This window comes from Actinoplanes sp. NPDC026670, from assembly GCF_040638175.1.
In the GTDB taxonomy this organism is placed as follows: Bacteria; Actinomycetota; Actinomycetes; order Mycobacteriales; family Micromonosporaceae; genus Actinoplanes.
On sequence record NZ_JBEZXU010000060.1, the window covers coordinates 12981 to 35063 of the forward strand.

20 protein-coding genes are annotated in these 22083 nt (G+C 69.8%); 7 read left to right on the forward strand and 13 right to left on the reverse strand.

Translation table 11 applies throughout. From position 1 onward, the window contains the following. Window positions 1-153: 153 nt before the first annotated feature. From AB0E94_RS39770 to AB0E94_RS39785, 4 genes are all read right to left on the reverse strand, one after another. Complete coding sequence (locus tag AB0E94_RS39770) at window positions 154-432, reverse strand: hypothetical protein (RefSeq protein ID WP_360337245.1); 279 nt, start codon at window positions 430-432, stop codon at window positions 154-156. Window positions 433-517: 85 nt separating this feature from the next. Then, complete coding sequence (locus tag AB0E94_RS39775; RefSeq protein WP_360337247.1) at window positions 518-2443, reverse strand: bifunctional diguanylate cyclase/phosphodiesterase; 1926 nt, start codon at window positions 2441-2443, stop codon at window positions 518-520. A gap of 107 nt (window positions 2444-2550) precedes the next feature. Next, window positions 2551-3966 carry a PLP-dependent aminotransferase family protein gene (locus tag AB0E94_RS39780; protein ID WP_360337249.1) on the reverse strand — a complete coding sequence of 472 codons (1416 nt, stop codon included), beginning with the start codon at window positions 3964-3966 and terminating at the stop codon, window positions 2551-2553. Between the two features lie 212 nt (window positions 3967-4178). After that, entirely contained in the window at window positions 4179-5531 is a 1353-nt protein-coding gene (locus tag AB0E94_RS39785; RefSeq protein ID WP_360337251.1) for a cellulase family glycosylhydrolase, read from the reverse strand. A gap of 132 nt (window positions 5532-5663) precedes the next feature. Here AB0E94_RS39785 and AB0E94_RS39790 point away from each other — a divergent pair, with 132 nt between their 5' ends. Next, window positions 5664-6011, forward strand: coding sequence for a PadR family transcriptional regulator (locus tag AB0E94_RS39790; protein WP_360337253.1), 348 nt, complete (start codon window positions 5664-5666; stop codon window positions 6009-6011). Next, the gene (locus AB0E94_RS39795; RefSeq protein WP_360337255.1) at window positions 6001-6918 is read left to right on the forward strand and encodes a hypothetical protein; all 918 of its coding nucleotides are present in this window, start codon (window positions 6001-6003) and stop codon (window positions 6916-6918) included. The genes AB0E94_RS39790 and AB0E94_RS39795 overlap by 11 nt, the downstream gene beginning before the upstream one ends. 710 nt (window positions 6919-7628) lie before the next feature. Here the strand turns inward: AB0E94_RS39795 and AB0E94_RS39800 are convergent. From AB0E94_RS39800 to AB0E94_RS39835, 8 genes are all read right to left on the reverse strand, one after another. Continuing rightward, window positions 7629-8150, reverse strand: a complete 522-nt coding sequence (locus AB0E94_RS39800; RefSeq protein ID WP_360337257.1) for an adenylyl-sulfate kinase — start codon at window positions 8148-8150, stop codon at window positions 7629-7631. A gap of 58 nt (window positions 8151-8208) precedes the next feature. Continuing rightward, window positions 8209-8769 carry an RICIN domain-containing protein gene (locus tag AB0E94_RS39805; protein ID WP_360337259.1) on the reverse strand — a complete coding sequence of 187 codons (561 nt, stop codon included), beginning with the start codon at window positions 8767-8769 and terminating at the stop codon, window positions 8209-8211. A 136-nt stretch (window positions 8770-8905) separates the two neighbouring features. Continuing rightward, window positions 8906-9211 (reverse strand): hypothetical protein, encoded by a 306-nt coding sequence (locus AB0E94_RS39810; protein ID WP_360337261.1) that lies wholly within the window; start codon window positions 9209-9211, stop codon window positions 8906-8908. Window positions 9212-9332: 121 nt separating this feature from the next. After that, window positions 9333-12236 carry a PAS domain S-box protein gene (locus tag AB0E94_RS39815; protein ID WP_360337263.1) on the reverse strand — a complete coding sequence of 968 codons (2904 nt, stop codon included), beginning with the start codon at window positions 12234-12236 and terminating at the stop codon, window positions 9333-9335. Window positions 12237-12274: 38 nt separating this feature from the next. Beyond that, window positions 12275-13477, reverse strand: coding sequence for an NPP1 family protein (locus tag AB0E94_RS39820; protein ID WP_360337265.1), 1203 nt, complete (start codon window positions 13475-13477; stop codon window positions 12275-12277). Between the two features lie 133 nt (window positions 13478-13610). Then, window positions 13611-14045: a DUF6069 family protein gene (locus AB0E94_RS39825; protein WP_360337267.1), complete on the reverse strand. Its 435-nt coding sequence runs from the start codon at window positions 14043-14045 to the stop codon at window positions 13611-13613. 331 nt (window positions 14046-14376) lie between these two features. Continuing rightward, a complete protein-coding gene (locus tag AB0E94_RS39830; RefSeq protein WP_360337269.1) occupies window positions 14377-15195 on the reverse strand; it encodes an ABC transporter permease in 819 nt (272 codons plus the stop codon). Further along, window positions 15192-16163 carry an ATP-binding cassette domain-containing protein gene (locus AB0E94_RS39835; protein WP_360337271.1) on the reverse strand — a complete coding sequence of 324 codons (972 nt, stop codon included), beginning with the start codon at window positions 16161-16163 and terminating at the stop codon, window positions 15192-15194. Before AB0E94_RS39835 ends, AB0E94_RS39830 begins: the two co-directional genes overlap by 4 nt. 49 nt (window positions 16164-16212) lie before the next feature. Between AB0E94_RS39835 and AB0E94_RS39840 the strand changes: the two genes are divergently transcribed. Both AB0E94_RS39840 and AB0E94_RS39845 read left to right on the forward strand, forming a co-directional pair. Further along, window positions 16213-16755 (forward strand): EXLDI protein, encoded by a 543-nt coding sequence (locus AB0E94_RS39840; protein WP_360337273.1) that lies wholly within the window; start codon window positions 16213-16215, stop codon window positions 16753-16755. Between the two features lie 75 nt (window positions 16756-16830). Beyond that, a complete protein-coding gene (locus AB0E94_RS39845) occupies window positions 16831-18846 on the forward strand; it encodes an amino acid transporter (RefSeq protein WP_360337275.1) in 2016 nt (671 codons plus the stop codon). 17 nt (window positions 18847-18863) lie between these two features. On the opposite strand, the gene AB0E94_RS39850 is transcribed toward AB0E94_RS39845, so the two are convergent. Continuing rightward, on the reverse strand, window positions 18864-19643 hold the full coding sequence (locus tag AB0E94_RS39850; RefSeq protein ID WP_360337277.1) for a DUF4440 domain-containing protein: 780 nt from the start codon (window positions 19641-19643) through the stop codon (window positions 18864-18866). A gap of 74 nt (window positions 19644-19717) precedes the next feature. Between AB0E94_RS39850 and AB0E94_RS39855 the strand changes: the two genes are divergently transcribed. The 3 genes from AB0E94_RS39855 (at window position 19718) to AB0E94_RS39865 (ending at window position 21968) form a co-directional block, all read left to right on the forward strand. Next, window positions 19718-20203 carry a GNAT family N-acetyltransferase gene (locus AB0E94_RS39855; RefSeq protein WP_360337279.1) on the forward strand — a complete coding sequence of 162 codons (486 nt, stop codon included), beginning with the start codon at window positions 19718-19720 and terminating at the stop codon, window positions 20201-20203. Continuing rightward, on the forward strand, window positions 20204-20797 hold the full coding sequence (locus AB0E94_RS39860; RefSeq protein WP_360337281.1) for a hypothetical protein: 594 nt from the start codon (window positions 20204-20206) through the stop codon (window positions 20795-20797). It abuts the gene before it with no gap. Between the two features lie 97 nt (window positions 20798-20894). Beyond that, entirely contained in the window at window positions 20895-21968 is a 1074-nt protein-coding gene (locus tag AB0E94_RS39865) for a hypothetical protein (RefSeq protein WP_360337283.1), read from the forward strand. Window positions 21969-22083 lie beyond the last annotated feature (115 nt).

Here is a 22083-nt window from a genome sequence, read left to right on the forward strand (position 1 = left end):
GATTCGACGCGTTGCTCCGGCGTCACCCCCGTCGGCAGCCGCCGACCGGGTCACCCGGGACAGAAGAACTGACGCGGGCTACAAGGACTTCAAGATCCCGAACAGACCGTCACTTCGAGAGTGTAAGGATCTCCAGGATGCGTCGGTGAACGGTCAGAACGGAACGGGGCCGTCACCGGCGAGTGTCACCAGGATCTGCGTCGCGAGCAACTTCCGGACACCGACGATGGAGACCGACCCGATCTGGTCGTAGGGCAACTCCAGGGAAAACCCCTCACCAGCGTTACGGATCTCCTCGCTGTTCTGGTCCGGGCGGAACGTGCCGCCCCAGCCGGCGACACCTCCGCGCTGATTGGTGCTGAGCGAAGCCATGCCGGACACCTGAGTGCCGCTGGCGAGGGTCAGTCTCGCCGGACCAGAGTAGGTCGTCATAGTGCCCAACCGTAGCCGGGTCCCGACCACGTTGCGGCCTCCCCACGGGTGATCCGGCCAGCGTCCAGGCCCATTTGATACCGGGTCAGGCGGCCTGGAGGGTCTGTTCGCGGAGGTGGCGGGTCAGCGCCTGCGCGGGCATCGGGCGGGCCAGGTGGTAGCCCTGGGCCAGGTCACAGCCGAGCTCGCGCAGCGCGGCGAAGGTCGCGGCGTCCTCGATGCCCTCGGCCACGACGGTCAGGCCGAGGGTGTGGCCCAGGTCGGTGGTGGAGGCGACCAGGGCGCGGCTGCTGTGGTCGGTGCACATGTCCTTGACGAACGAGCGGTCGATCTTGAGCTCGTCCAGGGGCAGCAGCCGCAGGTACGACATCGAGGAGTAGCCGGTGCCGTAGTCGTCGACCGCGGTCTTGACGCCCAGGTTCCGGATCCGGGTGAGGGTCTCGATGGCGGTGTCCGGGTCGCTCATGATGCTGTGCTCGGTCACCTCGATGCACAGCTGGTCGCCGGGCACGCCGGTCTCGGTCAGGAGTTCGGCGAGCCGGTCGGGGAAACCGGTGTCCAGCAGTGACCGGGTGGAGATGTTGACCGCCATCTGGACCCGGTGGCCGGCATCCGCCCAGGTCCGGGCCTGCGTCAACGCCTGGGTCAGCACCTGGTGGGTGAACCTGTGGATCAGCGTGGTCGTCTCCAGCACGGGCACGAACTCGCCCGGCGGCACCGGTCCCCGGGTCGGGTGCTGCCAGCGGGCCAGCGCCTCGACACCGATCAGGGCGCCCGTACCGATGCTGAATTTCGGTTGGTAGTTGAGGGTCATCTCGCCGGTGCTGTCGAGGGCGCGGCGCAGGTCGCCGAGCAGGGCGAGGCGGGCGTGGGAGTCGTCGGCGGGGTGGCCGGCCGCGTAGCGGCGGAAGCCGAGGCGCTTGGTCTTGGCCAGGTTCATGGCGGAGTCGGCGTGGCCCAGCAGCGTGGGCACGTCCTCGCAGGGCGCGGCGGTGGCGGCGCCGATGCTGACCTCCAGGTCGACGGTCAGGTCGCCGATCCGGAACGGCTCGTCGAAAGCACTGGTCACCCGGGCGGCGACGACCTCGCCGATGGCCGGGTCGGCGTCGCGCAGCAGTACGGCGAACTCGTCGTTGCCGAGCCGGGCGACGACGTCCTGCTCCCGCACCGAGTCGCGCAGCCGCTGGCTGACCTGGGTGAGCAGCAGGTCGCCGGCACCGTGGCCGAGCTGCTCGTTGACGTCGCGGAAGCCGTCGAGGTTGACCACCAGCACGGTCACCCGTCCCCGCTGCGACCGGTCCCGGCGCCGGCGGTGGCTGGCCTCCTCGGCGATCGCGCGGCCGGTCCGGGTGGCGAAGGCGACGCGGTTCGGCAGGGTGGTGAGCGGGTCGGTGCCGGCGGTCGCTTCGACCTGCCGCCGGTGTACGCGCGCCGAGTACGCGAACAGCACGATCACGATCAGGCTGGCCAGGAAGGTCAGGGCGCTCCCCCACCGCAGAATCCGGGACTCGTGCTGTCCCGCCGCCTGCTGGTCGGCGTGTTCCGCGAGATGCATCCGGCGTTCGGACACCACCGCGGCCATGATCGCCTTGGCGGCCGGTTCGATGGTCCATTCGAGGGTCTGCTCGGCGGTCTCGGTGTCACCGAGGTCGATCGCCCGCAGGTAGGTGGCCACCTCGGTGTTCAGGTTGCGGTGCGCCTCGACCAGCCCGGCGGTGACCTTCGAATGCTCGGTGTCGACGACCGCCATGCGTTCCATGGCGCCCTGGGCCTGGGTGTGCACGGCGGAGAGCTGCCAGCGTTCCTCGCCGTGCGGTTCCCGCAGCGACGCCTGGATCAGCGACATCTCCCAGCTGAGCGCGTACGCCGCCTCCTGATAGGCGTCGGTGCTGGCGCTGTCGTGGGCGAGCTCGTCGACGATCGCGGACTGCCGCCACGACCCGAACACTGCGAAACCGGACAGACCGGCCAGCACGACAGCGAGCAGCCCGAAGAGCCACCACGATGCCACCCGTGCCGACATATCCTCGCCTTCCCGCAGCCACTCCCCTCGTCACTCATCGGCATAGGTGTGGCGGACGTGACACTCCCGGAGGTTGCGCTCCAGGTGCACTCTGCTCAGTCGGCGTCCAGGCAGCGCTGGAGGCGGGCCAGGCCCTCCTCGATCCGGCGCTCGTCGATCATGCCGTAGCCGAAGACCACTCCCGGCGGGTCGGGCGGCGCGGCGGCGATCTCCGGGAAACTCGCCAGACCCACGCCGGCGGCCTGGGCCCGGACCAGCGCTTCGGCGGCGCCGGTGCCCCGTACCATCGCGCTCAGATGTAAGCCGGCGGCCGAAGGCACCGCCGTGAGATGCGCCGACAGCGGACCGGCGAGCGCAGCCGCGATCCGGTCGTGACGCTGCCGGTACACCCGGCGGACCCGCCGCAGATGCCTGACGAACAGGCCCTGCTCCAGGAAATCCGCCATGGCGGCCTGAACCGGCAGGCCAGTGTGCCAGTCGGTGAGGAACTTGGCGGCGTGCAGCGCGTGCCGCAGCGACGGCGGGTGCAGCAGGAAACCCAGCCGCAGCGTGGGCAGCAGAACCTTGGAGAACGAACCGACGTAGAGGACCCGGCCACTGCGGTCGAGACTGTGCAGCGGCTCCAGCTGCTGCTCGGTGTAGCGGAACTCGCTGTCGTAGTCGTCCTCGACGATCGCCGCGTCGTGCCGTTGCGCCCACGCCAGCAACTCGACCCGCCGCCGCAGCGACAGGGCCACACCCGTCGGGTACTGGTGGGACGGCGTCACGTAGACCAGCCGCGCGTCGGCGGGCAGCGCCTCCACGATCAGGCCCTGCTCGTCGACCGGGACACCGGTCACCCGGGCGCCCTGGGCCGCCCAGATCAGTCGCGGCGGGGCGTAACCGGGCTCCTCGACCGCCGCCGTCGCGCCGGGTTCGAGCAGCACCCGCCCGATCAGATCGAGTGCCTGCTGCACCCCGCAGGTCACCAGCACGTCCCGCGGATCGGTCTCGATGAAACGGGCGGTTCGAAGATGACGGCCGATGAGGGTACGCAGCCCGAGATGCCCCGCCGGTTCGACAGGCATACCGGTGCCCACCGCCGACAGGCGGAACTGGTCGGCCAGCAGGCGGCGCCAGGACGCGTACGGGAACAGCCGGGAGTCGGGCGCGCCGACCCGGAAATCGAACTCCGGCGCGGTGCTGAAATCGGGCGGGACCGGCATCGACTGCACCAGCGCGCGGGGTGTGAGCGGGCCCGGCGGCGGCTGCGGGACGGCCGGTTCGGTCAGGGACAGGGAGTTGACGAAGGTTCCGGCGCCCGGACGGCTGGTCAGATAGCCCTCGGCGACCAGGCGGTCGTAGGCGGCGGTCACCGTGTTGCGGGAGACCTGGAGATGCTCGGCCAGTTCGCGGCTGGACGGCAGTGCCTCGTCGCGCCGGAGCCGGCCGTCCAGGACGGCGTCACGCAGCTGCCGATAGATCTGCCCGGCCAGCCCTCCGGTCCGGTCCAGCCGGATGGCCACATTCACGTCCGGAGATCTTAAGTGGCACCGTCAAGACACCCTCGAATTGGCTCTGGGCGATCAACTGCGGGGCTCCTAGCGTGATCAGCAACAGGCCGGCGCTTGGTGAGCAATACGGGGGCATCAAGCGAACCAAAGCGTGTGGCTGTCGCCGGAATGGCGGTTCCGGTCGGCAGTCCAGGGCGCCACTGGCGTCCTGGACTGCCGTGTCACCAGGGTCAGAAGTCGTCCGGGGTGCGGATCCGGTCGCGGATCCAGGCGCCGGCCGGCTTCAGGCGGGTCGTGCCGGAATAGGCGCCGGCCGCGCAGGTGCCCTCGGTGAAGACCGCGCCGGAGCGCATGTCGTCGGAGTAGTTCCAGTTCACCCAGCTGACCTTGTTCTGGGCCATCAGGTCCAGGTACTGCTGGGCCCGGGTGAAGTTGTTGCCTCCGTCGCCGGTCGCCTCCTGGGTGCCGAACTCGGTCACGAACATCGGGAGCTTGCTGATCGCGTCGCGGAACGTGTTCAGGTAGTAGTCGTCGTGCGAGGCGGCGTAGAAGTGGAACGTGTACATGATGTTCGTGGCGTTCACCGGGTTCGCCAGGATGCGGGCCACGCCCTGACCGTCGCCCGAGGCGCCGAGCGACGACCAGTCCTCGGTGCCGACCAGCACGACACCGTCCGGGTCCTGGGCGCGGATCACCGGGATGATCTGATCGGCGTACGACTTGATGGCCGACCAGTGCACCTCACTCGGCTCGTTCGCGATCTCGTACAGAATGTTGGTCTTGTCCTTGTTCTTCGCCGCCACCTGCTGGAAGAACGTCTTGGCGCGGGCCAGGTTGAAGTTGGGGTCGCCGGGGCTGAGCATGTGCCAGTCGACGATCGCGTACATGCCCCGGTCGTAGGCCTTCTGGATGTAGTCGTTGACCTTGGCGGTGAAGCCGGCCGGGTCGGTCTCGTAACCGCCCTCCTGGATGTACATCGAGATCCGCAGGACGTCGGCGCCCCACTCCCGGGCCAGCACGTTCAGGGAGCTGTCGTTGACGCAGTTCGCGTACCACTGGAGGCCGTGGGTGCTCATGCCGCGCAGCTGGACCGGTTTGCCGATCTGGTTGCACAGCTGGCGGCCGCACACCCGGAGCTGTCCGTTGCGGGCCAGCGGGGTGGCGCCGGGCACCGGGGTGGTCACCGACGAGGACGGCGACGGGGACGGGCCGGTCGTTCCGGTGCACGACGCGCCGTTGAGTTTGCATCCGGTGGGGGCGGCGGGTCCCGTACCCAGGAAGCCGAATTTGACTGAAGCGCCCGGGGCGATGGTGCCGTTCCAGGATCGGTTGGTGAAGGTGAAGTGCTGGCCGGACGTGGTGAGCAGGGCGTCCCAGTAGGAGCCGACGCCGGTGCCGGCCGGCAGGTCGAACTCGACCTTCCACGAGGTGATGGCGGACGTGCCGCCGTTGGTGATCGTGTACTCACCTTGCCAGCCGGAACCCCAGTCGGAGGTCTTGGCGAAGGTGGCGGTGGTGGCGGCTGCTTCGGCCGGGCTGACGGCGACGAGGGCCAGGGCGGCGGTGGTGATCGCGGCGGCCATGGACAGGATGAGGGAACGGGGGCGGGACAAAAGGGAACCTCCGTATCGATCGACGGAGGTCTAATTATTAGTTAACTTAACTGTCATGTAAAGCCCTCGTGCTACTGTGTGCCATACAGTACGATGTGGCACATGGTAGGTGACGTGCACGACAAGCTCGAACTCGAGCTTCGCCGTGGGGTCGTGGTGCTTGCCGTGCTGTCCCGGCTGCGGACCCTGCGATACGGCTACGAGCTGCGCCAATCGCTGATCGCCGCCGGGCTGCCGATCGAGGAGGGCACCCTCTACCCCCTGCTCCGGCGACTGGAGAGCCAGGGCGTGCTGACCAGCGAGTGGCGCGCCACCCACGGGCCGTCCCGGCGCTACTACGTGCTCAGCGACGCCGGCGGCGACCTGCTCGCCCGGCTCACCGCCACCTGGCACGGCATGACCAAGGCGATGGACGACATCCTGGACGAGGGGCGGGGCGATGACAGCTGACGAGATGATCGACGGATATGTGGCCGAGGTCGTGCTGCTGACACCCCACCGGCAGCGGGCCGACGTGGCCCGCGAGCTCCGTGACCTGATCACCCAGGAGGTGGCCGACGCCGCCGAGACCCGGCCCGGCCGGGACGACGCCGTCGCCGCCGTGCTCGCCGGGTTCGGGCGACCCGCCGACGTCGCCGCCCGCTACCGGGCGCCGATCGTCCTCATCGACCCGTCCGACACCCGGCGGCTGTTCACCCTCGGCCTCGGCGGCGGCGTTCTCCTCCTGGCCGGGGCCGTGCTCGGCGAGCTCATCGACCATGCGCCGGCACAGCGTGACCTGGCTGCGGCGATCGACCGGGCGACACCGTTCCTGTTCGCCTGGCTCGGGCTGCTCGTCGCCTGGTTCGCGGTCGCGGCCTGGTGGCGCCGGCGGCATCCGGACGCGGCATGGAAACCCCGGCCGGTTCCGACCGACCGGATCAGCCGGGCCGGGCGGGCGGCGGCGCTCGCCTTCTACATCCTGGGCACGCTGTCGCTCGCCGACCCCGCGGCCATGCTGCGCGTCGTCTCCGGTGGGCACGCGGCGCCGGCGGCTTACGACGCCATGGCTTACGACAACGACTTCCTTGCGGTACGCGGACCGATCGTGCTCGCCCTGCTGGCGCTGAGTCTGCTGCTCCAGGCGGCGGTGATCGCACAGGGACGCCGGGCGTCGTGGAGTGACCAGACCGAGCTGGGCCTGAGCCTGGTCCTCTGCGTGGTGCTGACCTGGGTGCTGGCCAACCCCGTCTTCGTCTCGGGGGCGGCCGACCGTACCGCCAAGGAGATCGTCGCGGTGATCATCCTGATCTCGCTCGCCGACCTCGCATTCAGCCTGCGCCGCCACCGGGTCCGCCAGGCCGTCCTGAGCCACTGAAAAGCCCTCAATCGGCGGGGTCACGGCCAGGACCGCCAGCCGTCGCTGAGCACTGGAATGCGTGCGGCTTTACCGCGGTAAGCGACGGCTGACGCGAACAGTGTCACTCAACGTAAGTCGATCTTTACTGGATGTCGGCGGAGGCAGGCGGCCGCGACCTGAACGAACACGGCACAGCGCACATCAGCGCCCCAAGCCGGGAGCACGCCACGGTCGTCCGCCTTCTGCGGGTCAACAGCCGAATCCGATCGCCCAGCGGCGCGGCACGGCTGTTACCGGGCCTGAGGCGATCGCCCAGCGGCACAGCACCGCTGCTTCCCGGGCCGAGGAGGTCGCCCAGCGGCGCGCAGTGGCTGCTTCCCGGCCGTTTTAGCAACCGCGCCGTGCCGCCCGGCGGCCGACTCAGGCCGGGAAGCACCGATACCGCACCGCTCGGCGATCCACCCGCGCTGTACGCAACGTTTCGGCGCACCCGGCTCACAACATCAACACATCGGGCCTGCACCCCTGAACCCGCAAACGCCATAGACAGCGGCCACGACCAGCCGGGACTTCACCGACGCCGCCCAACTCACGTTGATCAACGCAATACGGCGGCATTACCGCGCTACGCGACGGCGGAGAGCGCCAGCCGTCGCTCACCACCGGAATGCCGGGCGCTTTACCAGGCTCAGCGACGGCCGGAGGGGCCGCGGTGGTCGGGAACTGCCCTACCAGCCGACCGCGTCCCGGACCGCCTCGGCGACCTGGCGCACCGACCTGCTGGTCACCTCGACGGTGACGTCCTCGACCCGCGCCCGTCGCAGGATCTCGTCCAGTTCGCCCGACCGGTCGAGGTGCCAGCGCAGGCCGTCGGGATCGTCCTGGTGACGCCGAGTCAGCCGCTGCCGGACCGTCGGCAGGTCAACGGTCAGGCGGCAGACCGCGAGAGGCACACCCAAGGCGATCCGGTACGCGTCGCGTTCCGCACGACTCTCGATGACGCCGGCCAGAACGAGCCGGAGCGCACCCGCGTCGACGTAGTTGCGGGCGACGGCACGCAGATTGCGCAGGGTGATGCCCCGATTGAAGCGATCGCCGGGTGGAGCGGGCCACGAGCGGCGAAGCCAGTCGACATCGATGACCGCGTTCGGAAGCTCGGCATCGGCCAGCAGGTCACCGAGCGCGTCGGCCACCGAGGTCTTCCCCGAGCCGACGGTCCCGGTGACGAGCAGAGCCGACGGTTGATCCACCTGCCGAAAAGTAGGGCAGATTCCGGCCGCCCGCCACGTCGGCCGGAGTCTGCGGGTGTCAGACGACGACCGGGTTCTGGAGGCACCAGGTCTGGTCGGGGGTGCTGCCGTGCGGCCACATGATCACCGGCGCGCCGTTGGACGTGCTGCGGCCCTCGACGCTCAGCAGGTAGCCGGTCTGCTCGTTGACCACGATGTAGCCGCCGCACGCGCTGCTCGGCCACAGCCGCCACGTCTGGTTGGGCGTGCTGTCGCACTGGTTGACGACCACCTGCGCGCCCTGTGCCCCGCTGCCGCCGAGGACGCCCAGGCAGAAGAACGAGGACTTGAGGTTCACGATCGAGTGCCGGGCGCTGCTGGTGTCGACCCGCCAGAACTGGTCCTTGTTCGGCAGGCAGGTCCACAGGATGATCCGGCTGAGGTTGCGCATGTCGCCGCCCTCGACGCCGGCGCAACGGCTCTGTGCGCCCGGGTTGAGGTTGCGGAGCTGGTAGAACGGGAATTCGGCGGCCGCCGCCGGGGCGGCGGGGGCCAGCGCCGCCGACAGCGCGACGATCATGAGGCTCGCGGCGGCGGTCAGGCTGCGGCGGAGCCGCCTCCGGTCGTACGGGATGATCATGCCCTTGCCTTTCGGGGTTGCCGGACTGACTGGCGAGTCAGCATCGCCGACCGGGCATGACACCGGATTGCCATGGAAGGGCGAGCGGCCCACCGGCGAACGTGTCGCGCGGTGGGCCGCCGGTGGGGCTACCGGGTCAGCGGACCTGGAGGCGCGCCGAACCCGCCAGCGGGGCGGTGCCGCTGCGGCAGTTGGCGTAGTTGGTGGTCGGCGCGGCCTTCCAGCCACCCCACTGGAGGTATGACTGGCCGCCGGATCCGAGGATCAGGCAGGTGGCGCCGACCCGGAAGCTGCCGGAGCCCGAGCAGGTCACGCCGACCCAGTTGGCCGTGTAGTTGGGCGCGCCGCAGCTGACGGCGGCCTGGGCCGCGACCGGGCTGACGGCCACGCCACCGAGACCGGCGATGGCCGCCGCGGCGACCCCGATGATCCTTCTGCGCATGATTTGCCTCTCCTTCTTCCGCCCCCGTGTAGAGCGGCGATTCGTCGCTCCGATGTGGAGCGGCATCGAAAAGGTAGCGGCATTCATCAATCAGTAAGGACCCCTAACAGTGAGACATAGATCACGGAAGGGGGAGGGTGAGCACGAAGATCGAGCCGTGTCCGGGCGCGGGCTCATAGTGGACGTCGCCGTGGTTGGCGCGGGCGAGCTCACGCACGATGTACAGGCCGAGCCCGGTTCCGTTGACCGTCGCGGCGGTGCCGGTGGCCCGGCTGAACCTGTCGAACAGGTGCTCACGCAGTTCGGCCGGAACCCCCGGGCCGGCGTCGTGGACCGCTATCCGTACCCCGGCCTCGCGGGTGGCGGCGGTGATCGCGGTGGCGCCGCCGCCGTACTTCGCCGCGTTGGACAGCAGGTTCGTCAGGATCTGCGCGAGGTGCCGCGGCTGCACCGAGGCGACCAGATCCGCCGGGCAGTCGATCACGGCGCCGTCGGCGCCGGTGTTGGCCAGCGCGTCCTCGAGATGCCGCCGGACGGCCACCGGCTCCGGGACGGCGGTCATCCGCCCGGCGTCGAGGGTGACCATGGTGAGCACCTCGCGGACGATGCCGTCGAGCTGGTGGGCGTTGCGGTCGATCGCCGCCAGCATGCCCTTCTGCTTCTCGGCCGGCACGCCGCCGGCGTTCTCGGTGAGCAGTTCGGTGTATCCGAGGATGGACGACAGCGGGTTGCCGATCTCGTGGCCGAGCATGCCGATCAGGTCCTGTTTGAGCTGGTTGGCGTCCTCCAGCTGGGTGTTGCGGCCGGCCAGGTCGGCGATCGCGGTGTCCCGGGCCGCCTCGGCCGCGACCCGGGCGCTGATGTCCTGGAACATGGCGACGAACCGGACCGGCTGGCCGGTGTCGTCGCGGATCGCCGAGACCGTGGCGTCGACGTCGAGCAGCCGGCCGTCGGCGCAGATCAGCCGGCACTGCTGCTGGTAGGAGTCGGACTGCCCGGCATGCACGCCGGCCAGCGAGCGGGCCCGCTGCCGGCGCTGGTCGCTGTCCGGGGCGATGTGCCGGCTGGCGCTGGTGCCGACCAGTTCCTCGGCCGGATAGCCGATCATGGCCGCGAACGCCGGGTTGACCTCCTGGATCAGGCCGTCGGGGCCGCGGATGACCTGCCCGACCGCCGAGTGCGCGAACTGGGTACGGAACCGCAGCTCGCTCTCCCGCAGAGCCAGTTCGGCGGCACGACGGGCGGTGACGTCGGTGTTGATCGACAGGACCGCCACCGGTCTGCCGTCCGAGTCACGTTGCAGGGCCTTCCGGGCCAGGACGATCACGGTACGGCCATCCGCACGCCGATGTTCCAGCTCACCCGCCCAGACGCCCAGTGCGTCGAGCGCCTCGTCGACGTCTTCGGCGGAGTCGGCACCGAGCAGCCGGCCCAGGTCGTCGCCGCACGCGACGTCGGCCGTCCAGCCGTAGATCCGCTCGGCCGCCGGGTTCCAGTAGGTGATGCGGCCGTCGAGGTCCCGTACGATCACCGCGTCCTGGGTCAGGTCCAGCAGTTGAGCCCGCTGCCGTAGCTGCTGGGCGACCTCCCGCTGCTCGGTGACGTCCTCCACCTGCGAGACCAGGTACCGCGGCTGGTTCTGCTCGTCCCGGATGACCGCGATGTGCACCTGCACCGACAGGGTGTGCCCGTCGGCGTGCCGGTACCGCTTGGCCGTGGTGAACCGGTCGGTGTCCCCACCGCGCAGCCGCCGCAGGGTGTCGTCTGTCGCGTCGTACTCGTCCGCCTGGTGGAACTCGTGGATCCGCATCCCGGTCAGCGCGGCGACGGGATACCCGGTGATCGCGGCCATCGCGGCGTTGGCCCGCAGCACCACCCCGACATTGCCCGGCGCCAGGTCGGTCAGCACCATCCCGAGCGGGCTGGCCTCGAACGCCGACCGGAACCGGGCCTCGCTGGCCTGCAACGCCGAGTTCGTCTGGGTGTGCCGCAGCGCGCCGGTCAGCGCGTCCGCCATCAGGGTCAGCTGTTCGGTGTCCGCATCGTCGAACGCGTGCGCCCGCGGGCTGGAGACGCCCAGGGTGCCGAACACCCGGCCGTCGGCGAACAGCGGCGCCACGATCATCGACCCGACCGTCGCGGAGATCCCGTTGGCCCGTTTGACCCGGTCGTCGTCGGCGGCGTCGTCGCAGCGCAACGTCGTGCCCGAGGAGACCACCAGACCCGCCAGCGAACCGGCGACCGGAACCCGCGCTCCGGCGAACGCGCGCAGCGCTCCGGTCGCCGCCACCGCGTGGATCTCGTCGCCCTCGACCATGCCGACCATCGCCGCGTCCGCGCCGGGCAGCGCCTCCATCGCCCGTTCGGCGACCAGCGGCAGCATCCGGTCCCGGTCGGCGGCCGCGGCGGCGACCTCCCGCTGTACGGCGATGATGGTCCGCAGCCGGCCGGTCTCCTTGGCCGCGTCCAGGATCGCCTGCCGGCGCTGTGACTCGAACACCAGTTCGGCGTGCGTCAACCGCATCGCGATCTCGGATTCCGCCGCGACCGAAAGGTCCTCGAGGATGTGCAGCTCGTCGTCGGTCCAGGCGCGGGGCCGGCGGTCGGCGACCGAGAACGTGCCGAGCGGCTGGCCCTGCGGCGAGCGCAGCGGGAATCCGGCGTAGGCGATCACCCCGGACTCGGCGACCGCCGGGTTGTCGCGAACCCGGGCATCGGACCGGGCGTCGGTGACGATCATCGGACCGTCACCCGCCACGACGTGCTGGCAGAACGAATGCGACAACGGCGTCGAGGACGCCTGCGGAACCCCCATTCCACTCGGAAAGACCTGACGCTCCGCGTCGACCATCGACACCACCGCGATCGGTACGCCCACCAGCCGCCCGGCCAGCCGGGTGAGCCGGTCCAGGCCCGGGCCGCCGGCACCGTCCAGCAGGCCGGTGGCACGCAGCGCCCGTAGCCGCAGCGGGTCACGCAGCAGCACACCGGCCACTTGCGCATCACCGAACAGCGGACCCGCCATGCCCGTCTCATCGGCCGCCGGGCCGACTGGTTTTAGCGTCAGGGTTGCAAGGACCACTGCTGGCAGTAGTTGCCCAGCCAGGTCCAGAGCCGGACGTCGACGCCGTCGGCGCTGCCGCAGTCGGCGACGTCGGCGACCTTGCCGCTGTTCGGGTTGAGCAGGCGGAACCAGCCGTTGTCGGTGTCCACCAGCTGCCACCGCTGGCAGGCGTTGTTCCACCAGGTGTACTGCTCGATGTTCGTGCCGTCGGCGGTGCCGCAGTTCCACACGTCGAGGACTTTGCCGCTGTTGGCGTTGACGAGCCGGCTCGTGCCGTCGCCCAGTGGCTCGACCTGCCAGCGCTGGTTAGCGCCGCCGGTGCAGGTCCACTGGAGCACCTCGCCGGCGTCGGCGGTCGACCAGTCGTACACGTCGAGGCACTTGCCGGTGGCCCGGTTGACCAGCTTGAGGTCGTTGGTGGCGGTGGAGCCCGGGTCGAAGGTGATCCCGGACGGCATGGCCCGGGTCAGGGTGGTGGCGAAATAGCCGTCCTTGAGACCGAAGTTGGCGCTGCCGAAGTCGTAGTTGCTCAGCGTGTCGCGGATCGTGGTGCTGGGGTATCCGTTCCAGCCGACCAGTGACGGGTACTGCCAGGCGCCGTAGGCGTTCTCCGGCGGCTCGTCGCCGGAACCGGCGAGGCGGAAGGCGTGCGTGCTCGCGCCGTCCTTGTGGTAGACGATCTTCGGGTGGGTGCCGTCCCAGAGGACACTGCTCGCCGGGTGCACGGTGAACTCGCCGTGCGCCGACGTGGACACGTAGACGGCCTGGTTGTTCTGCACCCAGACCACCACGTGCTCCCAGTCGTGCCGGTGCCCGCCGATCGAGCTGTTGGCGAGCGCCTGGTCCTTCTCGAAGTACAGCCCGTACGCGATGGCGCACCACCCGTTGTTGCACCGGTACCGGGCGTACCCGTTGGTGTTGTCCAGGTCGGACGTGTCGTGGCACTCGCCGCTGAGCGAGCCGGTCGGGTTGAGGCCACCGTTGACGGTGCCGTCCGGCCCGATCGCCGGGGTCGGGTAGCAGCCGTCCGTGTCGTAGTCGTACGCCGGCTGCCAGGTCCGTTCCAGGATGTCGGCGTTGCCGGGCAGTTCGGTCGGCGGCGCGGCGAAGGCCGCCGCCGAGGTGGCGACGACCAGGGCGAACGCGCTGACCGTGACGGTGACGAACCGGCGGATGCCGGTGTGGGGATGGTTCGATGCCATGCCGGAGGTGCTCCTTGCGGGGTGGCCTGAAGAGGGATTCGGCTGGTCCGCGTGGATCAACGATGGGGAACGGCGGTCGAAGTCCGTGGATGGGTGACAGCCGCGGACATATTGACCGGTCCGCAGCCGAAGATCAAGAGTTTGTCTGCGGCGGCATCAGCCGCTGGAAGGCCGGGACCGCGGCGACGGCGACCCCGAAGTGCATGAGGATCAGCGCGATCACGCCGCCGGTGGTGGTGCCCGGCTGCGACTTCGAGGACAGCAGCAGCACGTCCGGGATGAGCGAGAGCACCAGCACGACCGGCACGAGGATCCGCAGCACACCGGCGGCGTTGCGGCTGCGGTTGACGATGAGCCGCCACGCGACGGCGGCGATCAGCGCGCCGATCACCGTGAGTGGCCCATACACCGCCAGGGTGAGCTGCTGGAACTCGTCCGGGGCGCCCATCGCACGGGCGGCGGTGGCGATCACCGTGTTGACGATCAGGCCACCGGCCGCACCGATGGCAGCGGCGGCGAGCGTGGCCTTCCAGGTGGCGCGGCGAACGGGTGCGGCGGTCTCGGTCATGGCGAAGCCCCTTCGGATCACTCAACTGTTGAAGTGAACCTAGGGTCCAGGTCATTGAAGTTTCAAGCAGTCCCACTTAAGAAATGCCTAAGCGATCCGCCTGCTGACGGGTTCACCACACGGGCACGTCGGCTGACTACTGTCGGCGGCTCGCCCACGACGAGAACCTGGCCGGCTTTCGCTGGTGGCCGCTCGCCGAGATCGTCGCCTACACCGGCCCTGACCTGTTCTCGCCCCGCGACCTCGGCACACCGCTGACGGCCCTGCTCACCACAGGCACACCGGCGTTCCCGGTCCGGCTCGGCCGTTAGGAGCCGGCTCGTGGACGGCGTCAGGCTCGGCGGAACGCTCGCACGGTGAGCGGCACGAAGATCAGCAGCAGGCCCGCGAACCAGAGCACCGCGCCGGCCGCGGGACCGGCCGGGGCGACGCCGCCGATGGTCAGGCCGCGGACCGCGTCGACGACGAGCGTGACCGGGTTGTGCTCGGAGAACACCCGCACCGGGCCGGGCATGGTCTCGGTCGGCACGAACGCCGACGAGGCGAACGTCAGCGGGAACACCCAGATGAAACCGGCCGACTGGGCGGTCTCCGGGTTGCGCACCGACAGCCCGATCCACGCGCTGATCCACGAGAAGACGAACGAGAACACCAGCACCAGCACGAACGCCGCCGCCAACTGCCAGGCCGGCTGGGTGGGCCGGAACCCGACCAGGAGCCCGACACCGATCATCACGATCAAGGTCAGGACATTCATGATCAGATCCGCTGCGGTACGGCCGAGCAGCACCGCCGAACGCGCGATCGGCAGTGACCGCAGCCGGTCCACGACACCGCTGCCGAGATCCTCGGTCAGGCCGAGCCCGGTGACCAGAGCGCCGAACACCGCGGTCTGCACGATGATCCCGGGCATCAGGAAGTTGACGTAGGAGGTGGCGCCGGTGTCGATCGCGCCGCCGAAGATGTAGCGGAACAGCAGCACGAAGATCACCGGCTGGATGAACGAGAACACGATGTAGGTGGGCCGGCGCAGGGTCTTGCGCAGCTGACGGCCGGCCAGCACCCGGCTGTCGTGCAGCACCGCGGCGGGAGTCAGCCGCTGCCGTCCGGCGTGCGCGGTCAGACCGGGACGGGCCTGGGTGACGGTCATCGGGACTCCTCGGTGGTGGCGGTACGGCCGGTCAGGGTCAGGAACACGTCGTCGAGACTGGGCTGGGTGACCTGGATCGTGGCCACGCGCAGCCCTCCGTCGTCGAGACGCCGTAGCGCCTCGACCGAGGCGTCGGGCCGGGCGACCCGTACCGTCAACTCGCTGTTTGACGGGTCGGAAAGGACGGCCGTGCCCGCGGCGGCGAGGTCGGCCAGCAGCGGTGTCGCGGCCGTGAGGGTGCCCGGCTCGGCGAGCCGGACCCGCAGGATGTCGGTGCCGACGCCGGCCTTGAGCTCTGCCGGGGCGCCTTCGGCGATCACTGTTCCGGCGTCGACGACGGCGATGCGCTGGGCGAGCCGGTCGGCCTCCTCCAGGTACTGGGTGGTGAGCAGCACGGTGGTTCCCTCGGTGCGGAGTTCGTCCACGATGGCCCACAGCTCCTGGCGCGAACGCGGGTCGAGGCCGGTGGTCGGCTCGTCGAGCAGCAGCACCGGTGGACGGCCGGTGAGGCTGGCGGCCAGGTCGAGCCGGCGTCGCATGCCACCGGAGTAGGTGCCGGCCCGGCGGTCCGCCGCGGCGGTGAGATCGAAGCGTTCGAGGACCTCGCCGGCTCGGCGACGGGCCTCGGCGCGGGGCAGCCGGTAGAGGCGGCCGACCATCTCCAGGTTCTCCCGGCCGGTCAGTTCCGGGTCGACGGCGGCGTACTGCCCGGCGAGCCCGATGGCCAGGCGCACCGGCAGCGGGTCCCGCACGACGTCGTGTCCCATCACCCGGGCCGTGCCGCGGCTCGGCCGGAGGAGTGTGGAAAGCACCTTGATCAGGGTGGTCTTGCCTGCTCCGTTGGGGCCGAGGACACCCATGACGGTGCCGGCCTCGATCCGCAGACTCAGCCCGGCCAGGGCGGTGACCCGGCCGTAGGTGACAGCGAGATCCTCGACCTCCACCGGCGGTTCCGTGTACGTATGCATGTACGTAGTCGTACACGTATGAGTACACTCCTGTCCAGAGGTGAGACGAATGCCGAACAAGACCATCTACATCGCCGACGACGACCTGCCCCTGCTCCAGCAGGCCCAGGAACTGACCGGGGGAAACCTCTCCGGCGCCATCGTCACCGCCCTGCGCCGTCTGGTCGAGATCGAGCGGGCCAAACGATCCGGGTTCGACGAGATCACCGTGAAGGTCGGCGTCGGCAACTCGTCGATCAAACGGTTCCTCGGCGTCGCCCTCGGCGAATGGACCGCGTCCGGCAACGAGGGCGACGAGACCTACTCGCTGTTCCGCACCGGCAAAGGCCGCTTCGCCGTGCACCACTCCCGTTCCGAACTGCACATCCCGGTCGGGCCCAACGCCGAGCGCAGCCGCAAGTGGTCGACCGGCTGGCGCGGCTGGATCGGCGACTGGTCCCCCGACCAGGCCTGGATGCGCACCCCCGCCCAGGCCGACTTCACCGTCGTCGACACCGCCGAGGAGCTCGAACCGCTGCTGCCGCCGGAGCTCTACACCCTCGCGCTGCGCACCATCCACGACGAGCCGTCGGTGGAGGACCTCGACATCTGACCGGCCCGGTTTTGTTAACGCTTTTTTGACGCCCGCCGACGGGCACTCCCCCGTGGCGTCGGCGACAGTTCAGCCATGGAGATCACCGACGACGCCGCGCCGACGGATCCGGGTCACGCCCCGTCCACGTACGCGATCCCCGCCATCGTGGACACCCCGGCCCAGCGCCCGCAGCGCGGCGGACCCCTGGCCAGGTGGCTGCTCAGGCACCAGGTCCAGCCGGTCGGCCCGGCCGCCGGTGAGGCACACGCCGAGCAGCACGCCTGGTGGAAGGTGATGTGCCTGACCGGCGTCGACTACTTCTCCAGCCTCGCCTACGTGCCGGCGATCGCCGCCGCGGCCGCCGGCGTCGTGTCGCCGCTGGCCACCCTGATCATCGTGGTGCTGACCCTGCTCGGGATGCTGCCGATGTACCGGCGGGTGGCCAAGGAGAGCCCGCACGGCGCCGGGTCGGTGGCGATGCTCGAACGGCTGCTCCCGTTCTGGCGGGGCAAGGTGTTCGTGCTGGTCCTGCTCGGATTCGTCGCCACGTCGTGGATCATCACGATCACCCTGTCGGCCGCCGACGCCAGCCTGCACCTGCTGGAGAACCCACACACCCCACAAGCCTTGCATGGGTACGCCGTACCGCTGACAGTGTTTCTGCTCCTGCTCCTTGGCGGGGTGTTCCTGCTCGGCTTCAGCGAGGCGGTCAGCGTCGCCATTCCGCTGGTGGCGGTGTTCCTCAGCCTCAACGCCGTGATCATCGCGGTCGGGATCGGTGAGATCATCACGACGCCCGGCGCATGGTCGGGCTGGACGACTGCGCTCACCGCGGGCGGCGGCCTCGGTGATCTGATCGTGCCCGCGGTGCTCGCGTTCCCGCTGCTGGTGCTCGGCCTGTCCGGCTTCGAGACCGGCGTCAGCATGATGCCGCTGGTCGCCACCACCGGCGACGACGACGAGCAGCGGCTGCGTTCCCGGATCCACAACACCCGCAAGCTGCTCACCGGCGCCGCACTGATCATGAGCGTCTACCTGCTGGCCAGCAGCCTGGTCACCACCGTGCTGATCCCGGCGGCCGAGTTCGCCGAGGGCGGCGCCGCCAACGGCCGTGCCCTGGCGTGGCTGGCGCACGAGCAGCTGGGTGAGGTCTTCGGCACCGTCTACGACATCAGCACCGTACTCATCCTGTGGTTCGCCGGGGCGTCAGCGATGGCCGGGCTGGTCAACATCGTGCCCAGGTACCTGCCCGGCTACGGCATGGCCCCGGAGTGGGGTCGCGCGGTGCGGCCGGTCGTGCTCGTCTACACGATCATCAGCGTCGCGATCACCATCGCCTTCGAGGCCGACGTCGACGCCCAGGCCGGCGCGTACGCCACCGGCATCCTGGCGATGATGGTCTCCGGGGCGTTCGCCGTCACGGTGACCGCCTTCCGCGCCGGGCAGCCGCTCGCCGGCACCGGGTTCGGGCTGCTCACCGCGATCCTCTGCTATGCGCTGGTGGAGAACGTCCTCGACAAGCCGGACGGCCTGGCGATCTCCGCCATGTTCATCGCCGGCATCATCGTCGTGTCACTGATCTCGCGGGTCTCCCGCACCACCGAACTGCGCGCCGACCACATCGAGTTCGACGACGACGCTCGCCGGTTCATCACCGACACCATCGCGTACGACGGCCGGATCACCCTGATCGCCAACCGCCGTCAGGCCGGTGACGCCGCGGAATACCTCGCCAAGGAACACGAACAGCGCGGCGACAATCCGGTACCCGGCACCGCCGATGTGATCTTCCTGGAGATCGACGTGGTCGACCCGTCCGCGTTCAGCGAAACCCTCACGGTCCACGGGGTCGAGGTCGCCGGCCACCGCATTCTGCGTGCCGAGGCGCCGGCCGCCCCGAACGCCATCGCCGCGATCCTGCTCGCGCTGCGCGACACCACAGGGGTCCGCCCGCACTGCCACTTCGCCTGGGCCGAGGGCAGCCCGCTGGTCCACATGGTCCGCTACTTCCTGCTCGGCCGAGGCGACACGGCTCCGGTGACCCGCGAGATCATCCGCGAACACGAGGACGACCCGGACCGCCGCCCCGGCATCCACGTGGGCGCGTGATTGCTTCGCCGAGGCCGTCAATCATTTCCGAGAGCGCTGAACTGGATGCCGGCCAGCCGCCAGCCCCCGGCCAGCTCGACCCAGGTCTGGCTGACCCGGACGGTCAACGCCATCGGCTGCCCGCGCCAGGTCGAGCGGCTCCGCTGGACACACCTGACGACGGCCGCGTGGCCATAGCCGGAGATCTCGATGTCACTGCTCTCCAGGCTCTCGTAGGAGAACTCAGCGAACTTGCCCAGCCATTGACCCTTGTCGAGTACGAAGCCCTGCTCGCCGATGGACCGGAAGTCCTCGGCGAGCAGGGCATCCAGCGAATCCGTGTCGCCGCGTGACTCGGCCTCGTCGAAAGCACTCACGAGCCGGTGGAGGTCGACGGTGTGCTGGGGCGCCAGCTCCTGGAACAACGTGATCTGGAGCTCGGCCGGCGCTTCAAGCCGGGAGTTGAGCGAATTCCAGGGTGTACGCGTCGGCGGCGCCAGCTCGGTGGCACCGGCCGCCGTGGCCTCGGCGGTGCGCGCGACCGTGTCGTCGACTTCGAAGGCGACCCGGATGCGCGGCGCCACCTGACGCCCGACCTCGACGTCGTCGATCATCCGCTTCTGCGCCAGGTTGGCGATCTCCAAGGTCGCCCGCCCGGCGTCGAGGATCACGACCTGGGCGTCACCCTCACCGGCGAAGGCGGCCTGTTCGGGAAGGCCCAGCACGTCCCGGTAGAAGCTCACCGCCTCGGCGAAGTCCTCCGCCTCGACAACGAGACGAAGCTGCCTGACCGGCTTGCGATCCATTTTGTCAGTCACCGACCGACAGTAGATCGGACAGATCCACCGCACCACACCGCTTCGAACATGAGGCCGGCGGGATAGAAATAGTGGTGACTTCGTGGATCGTGACACCTGAGGCGTTCGACTCGCCCGACGCCCGAGGCCTGCGCCGGGACTACTACGCGGAGGTCGCCGGCAGGTACTGGCGACGACCCGCCACCGACGAGGAGATCGATCAGGGACTGACCGGCGACGGTGCTGAGCGGCTCGTCCCCCCGTCGGGTGGGTTCGTCGTCGGCCGCCACTCGGGCGAGCCGGTCGCGTGCGGCGGGTTCCTGGTACTCGATCAGGAACGCGCCGAACTCACCCGGATCTATGTGCGCCCCGAGTTCCGCGGCCGTGGCGGCGCTGACCTCCTGCTGGAGAAGCTGGAGGGCATGGCACACGAACTCGGCCTGGGAACGATGGTTCTCAACACCCGCCTTGACCTGATCGAGGCGAGATCGCTCTACCAGCGCCACGGTTACGTCGAGATACCGGCGTACTGCTCAGGACCGTACATGGAAGTCTGGTATGGCAAGGCTCTTCGCTCCTGAATGCGCTCACATCGGCTGCTGTCCGGCGGTGGTCGTGGCCGGCTTGCCGCCGGTTGGCACCATGTGCCCATGTCAGGTTCTCGGCAGACAGCCGTGCTTTTCGCTCTGCTAACGGCCGCCGCACTCGCCGGATGTACGAACCATCCGACGCCGACCACTCCGCCCCACAGTGCGGACGCGCCCTCCCCGGTCACCGCCGATTCCACCAGCACACCACCCGTTCGTCTCCAGCCGCCCTCCGAGGTTGCCGGTGAGCTGTCTCGGCGGGTACTCGCCCAGAACGACGGTCACCCCGACAACCAGACCGTCCTGCGCCGCAATGCGCGTGCCGGACTGGAATACGCGGTGCAGGCTGCCTGTTCGTCGACGACACCGGGAAAGACGCTGTCGGTCGAGGTGCGCAGCGGCAAGCCCGGCGCCTCCGACGATGCGATGGTCACCACTGACGTTCCCTGCGACGGGGAGGTGACGGTCAACGGCATCGGTGACCTGCCAGCCGAACCGATCATCGTCGACCTGCGGGGAAACCAATCCGACGTGCTCTCGGCCTACGCCATCGTCGCCCCGGCCGATTCACTGCCGGCAAGCGAATAGACGCCGGTCAGTTGGCGATCTATACGTGACACGCGTCAGCTCGCGGTGTGAGCGGATTTCGGGTCTACGGGTTCGACGGCAGGCTAGGCTCCTCGCCATGCTCTCCGGCGATGTGGATGCCGACCTGCGGCAGATGGCCGACGACCCGGGATTCGCGCATCAGGACGCGGCCCGGCACGCGATCCGCTTCCGAGCCTCCAGGGACGTCGCAGACCTGGTCGCGGTGCTCGACGATCCGCACCCGTGCGAGATGACCGACGTTCTGGTGGCGCTCGCCGGTTCACGGCGGACCTGGCTCAACTGGGTGCCGATGCCGAGTGAGGCCATCATCAACGTGGCCAACGAGGTCGGGGCCCGGCGCGCCCGGGGCGAGGATCTCGAAGTGACCGAGCTGGGCCTGTCCGCAGCCGAGCCGCCCAGCGCGATGACCGCCTGCCGGCGGATCACCGGACCGGTGGAGATAGGTGTCGGCGACTTCCCCGAACCCGACATCCGGTTGCCGTTGCGCAACGGCCGACATGCGGTCTGGCGGTACGCGGGCAGCGAGCCGACACCAGCAGTTCCGGCACCGTCGGATGCCGCGATCCGGACCCTGCACAAGGTCGGCGGGGAGCCGTGGGCGTCGCCACTCTCCGCCTTCGTTCAGGCCGCACCCCTCGGCGAGGTGCCGCTGGAGCAACTTCTCGGGCTGCTCGCCCACCTTCCCGGGCCGCCTGCCATGCCCCGGTGGGAGCACCTGGCGAAATCGACGCCGGCGTACTGGTTCCGCCTGCTACAGCCCTGGGCCTGTCTCGGCATTCTGCGCCACCGCGAGGACGAGCCGTGGCCGGAGTCGACACGGCGGGCGGTTCTGGTCGACCTCGCCTTCGGTGTCGAGGACTGGGTTTCCGACGCGGCACTGTTCGCCCTGGTGACAGCCGCCTTCCGGGACCCCGGTCGGCGCCCTGAGGTGCGCGAACTGGTCCGGGCCCGGCTTGACGCGGCCGTGGCGGCCGACCGGCTGGTCACGATCGAGGAGTCGCTGGCCCACCTGATGCTCGTCACGCCGGGCTGTCGTCCCGAGGACCGCGCGGTCGCAGCCGCGGCCCTGGCTCGCGCGGCCTCGGACACCGGCGACGAGCAGCCCGCACCCCCTCCCCGCCCCCGGAAACGCCGTTTCTGGCACCGCTAGACGACGCACCGCCGAGGGTGTGCCCGCGGCCGCAGCGGTGGTCAGCGCACACGTTCGCCGATCGTGTGCGCCTGCTTCGCTCTGACGGGGACGGGCGCACACGTTGTGCCGTCCG

What these genes read in the sequence shown, in the direction of transcription:
- AB0E94_RS39770 (WP_360337245.1), bottom strand. Translation starts at nt 432, where the DNA reads ATGACGACCTACTCTGGTCCGGCGAGACTGACCCTCGCCAGCGGCACT.
- AB0E94_RS39785 (WP_360337251.1), bottom strand. Translation starts at nt 5,531, where the DNA reads ATGGCCGCCGCGATCACCACCGCCGCCCTGGCCCTCGTCGCCGTCAGC.
- AB0E94_RS39790 (WP_360337253.1), top strand. Translation starts at nt 5,664, where the DNA reads ATGGTAGGTGACGTGCACGACAAGCTCGAACTCGAGCTTCGCCGTGGG.
- AB0E94_RS39795 (WP_360337255.1), top strand. Translation starts at nt 6,001, where the DNA reads ATGACAGCTGACGAGATGATCGACGGATATGTGGCCGAGGTCGTGCTG.
- AB0E94_RS39805 (WP_360337259.1), bottom strand. Translation starts at nt 8,769, where the DNA reads ATGATCATCCCGTACGACCGGAGGCGGCTCCGCCGCAGCCTGACCGCC.
- AB0E94_RS39810 (WP_360337261.1), bottom strand. Translation starts at nt 9,211, where the DNA reads ATGCGCAGAAGGATCATCGGGGTCGCCGCGGCGGCCATCGCCGGTCTC.
- AB0E94_RS39815 (WP_360337263.1), bottom strand. Translation starts at nt 12,236, where the DNA reads ATGGCGGGTCCGCTGTTCGGTGATGCGCAAGTGGCCGGTGTGCTGCTG.
- AB0E94_RS39820 (WP_360337265.1), bottom strand. Translation starts at nt 13,477, where the DNA reads ATGGCATCGAACCATCCCCACACCGGCATCCGCCGGTTCGTCACCGTC.
- AB0E94_RS39825 (WP_360337267.1), bottom strand. Translation starts at nt 14,045, where the DNA reads ATGACCGAGACCGCCGCACCCGTTCGCCGCGCCACCTGGAAGGCCACG.
- AB0E94_RS39830 (WP_360337269.1), bottom strand. Translation starts at nt 15,195, where the DNA reads ATGACCGTCACCCAGGCCCGTCCCGGTCTGACCGCGCACGCCGGACGG.
- AB0E94_RS39835 (WP_360337271.1), bottom strand. Translation starts at nt 16,163, where the DNA reads ATGCATACGTACACGGAACCGCCGGTGGAGGTCGAGGATCTCGCTGTC.
- AB0E94_RS39840 (WP_360337273.1), top strand. Translation starts at nt 16,213, where the DNA reads ATGCCGAACAAGACCATCTACATCGCCGACGACGACCTGCCCCTGCTC.
- AB0E94_RS39845 (WP_360337275.1), top strand. Translation starts at nt 16,831, where the DNA reads ATGGAGATCACCGACGACGCCGCGCCGACGGATCCGGGTCACGCCCCG.
- AB0E94_RS39860 (WP_360337281.1), top strand. Translation starts at nt 20,204, where the DNA reads ATGCGCTCACATCGGCTGCTGTCCGGCGGTGGTCGTGGCCGGCTTGCC.
- AB0E94_RS39865 (WP_360337283.1), top strand. Translation starts at nt 20,895, where the DNA reads ATGCTCTCCGGCGATGTGGATGCCGACCTGCGGCAGATGGCCGACGAC.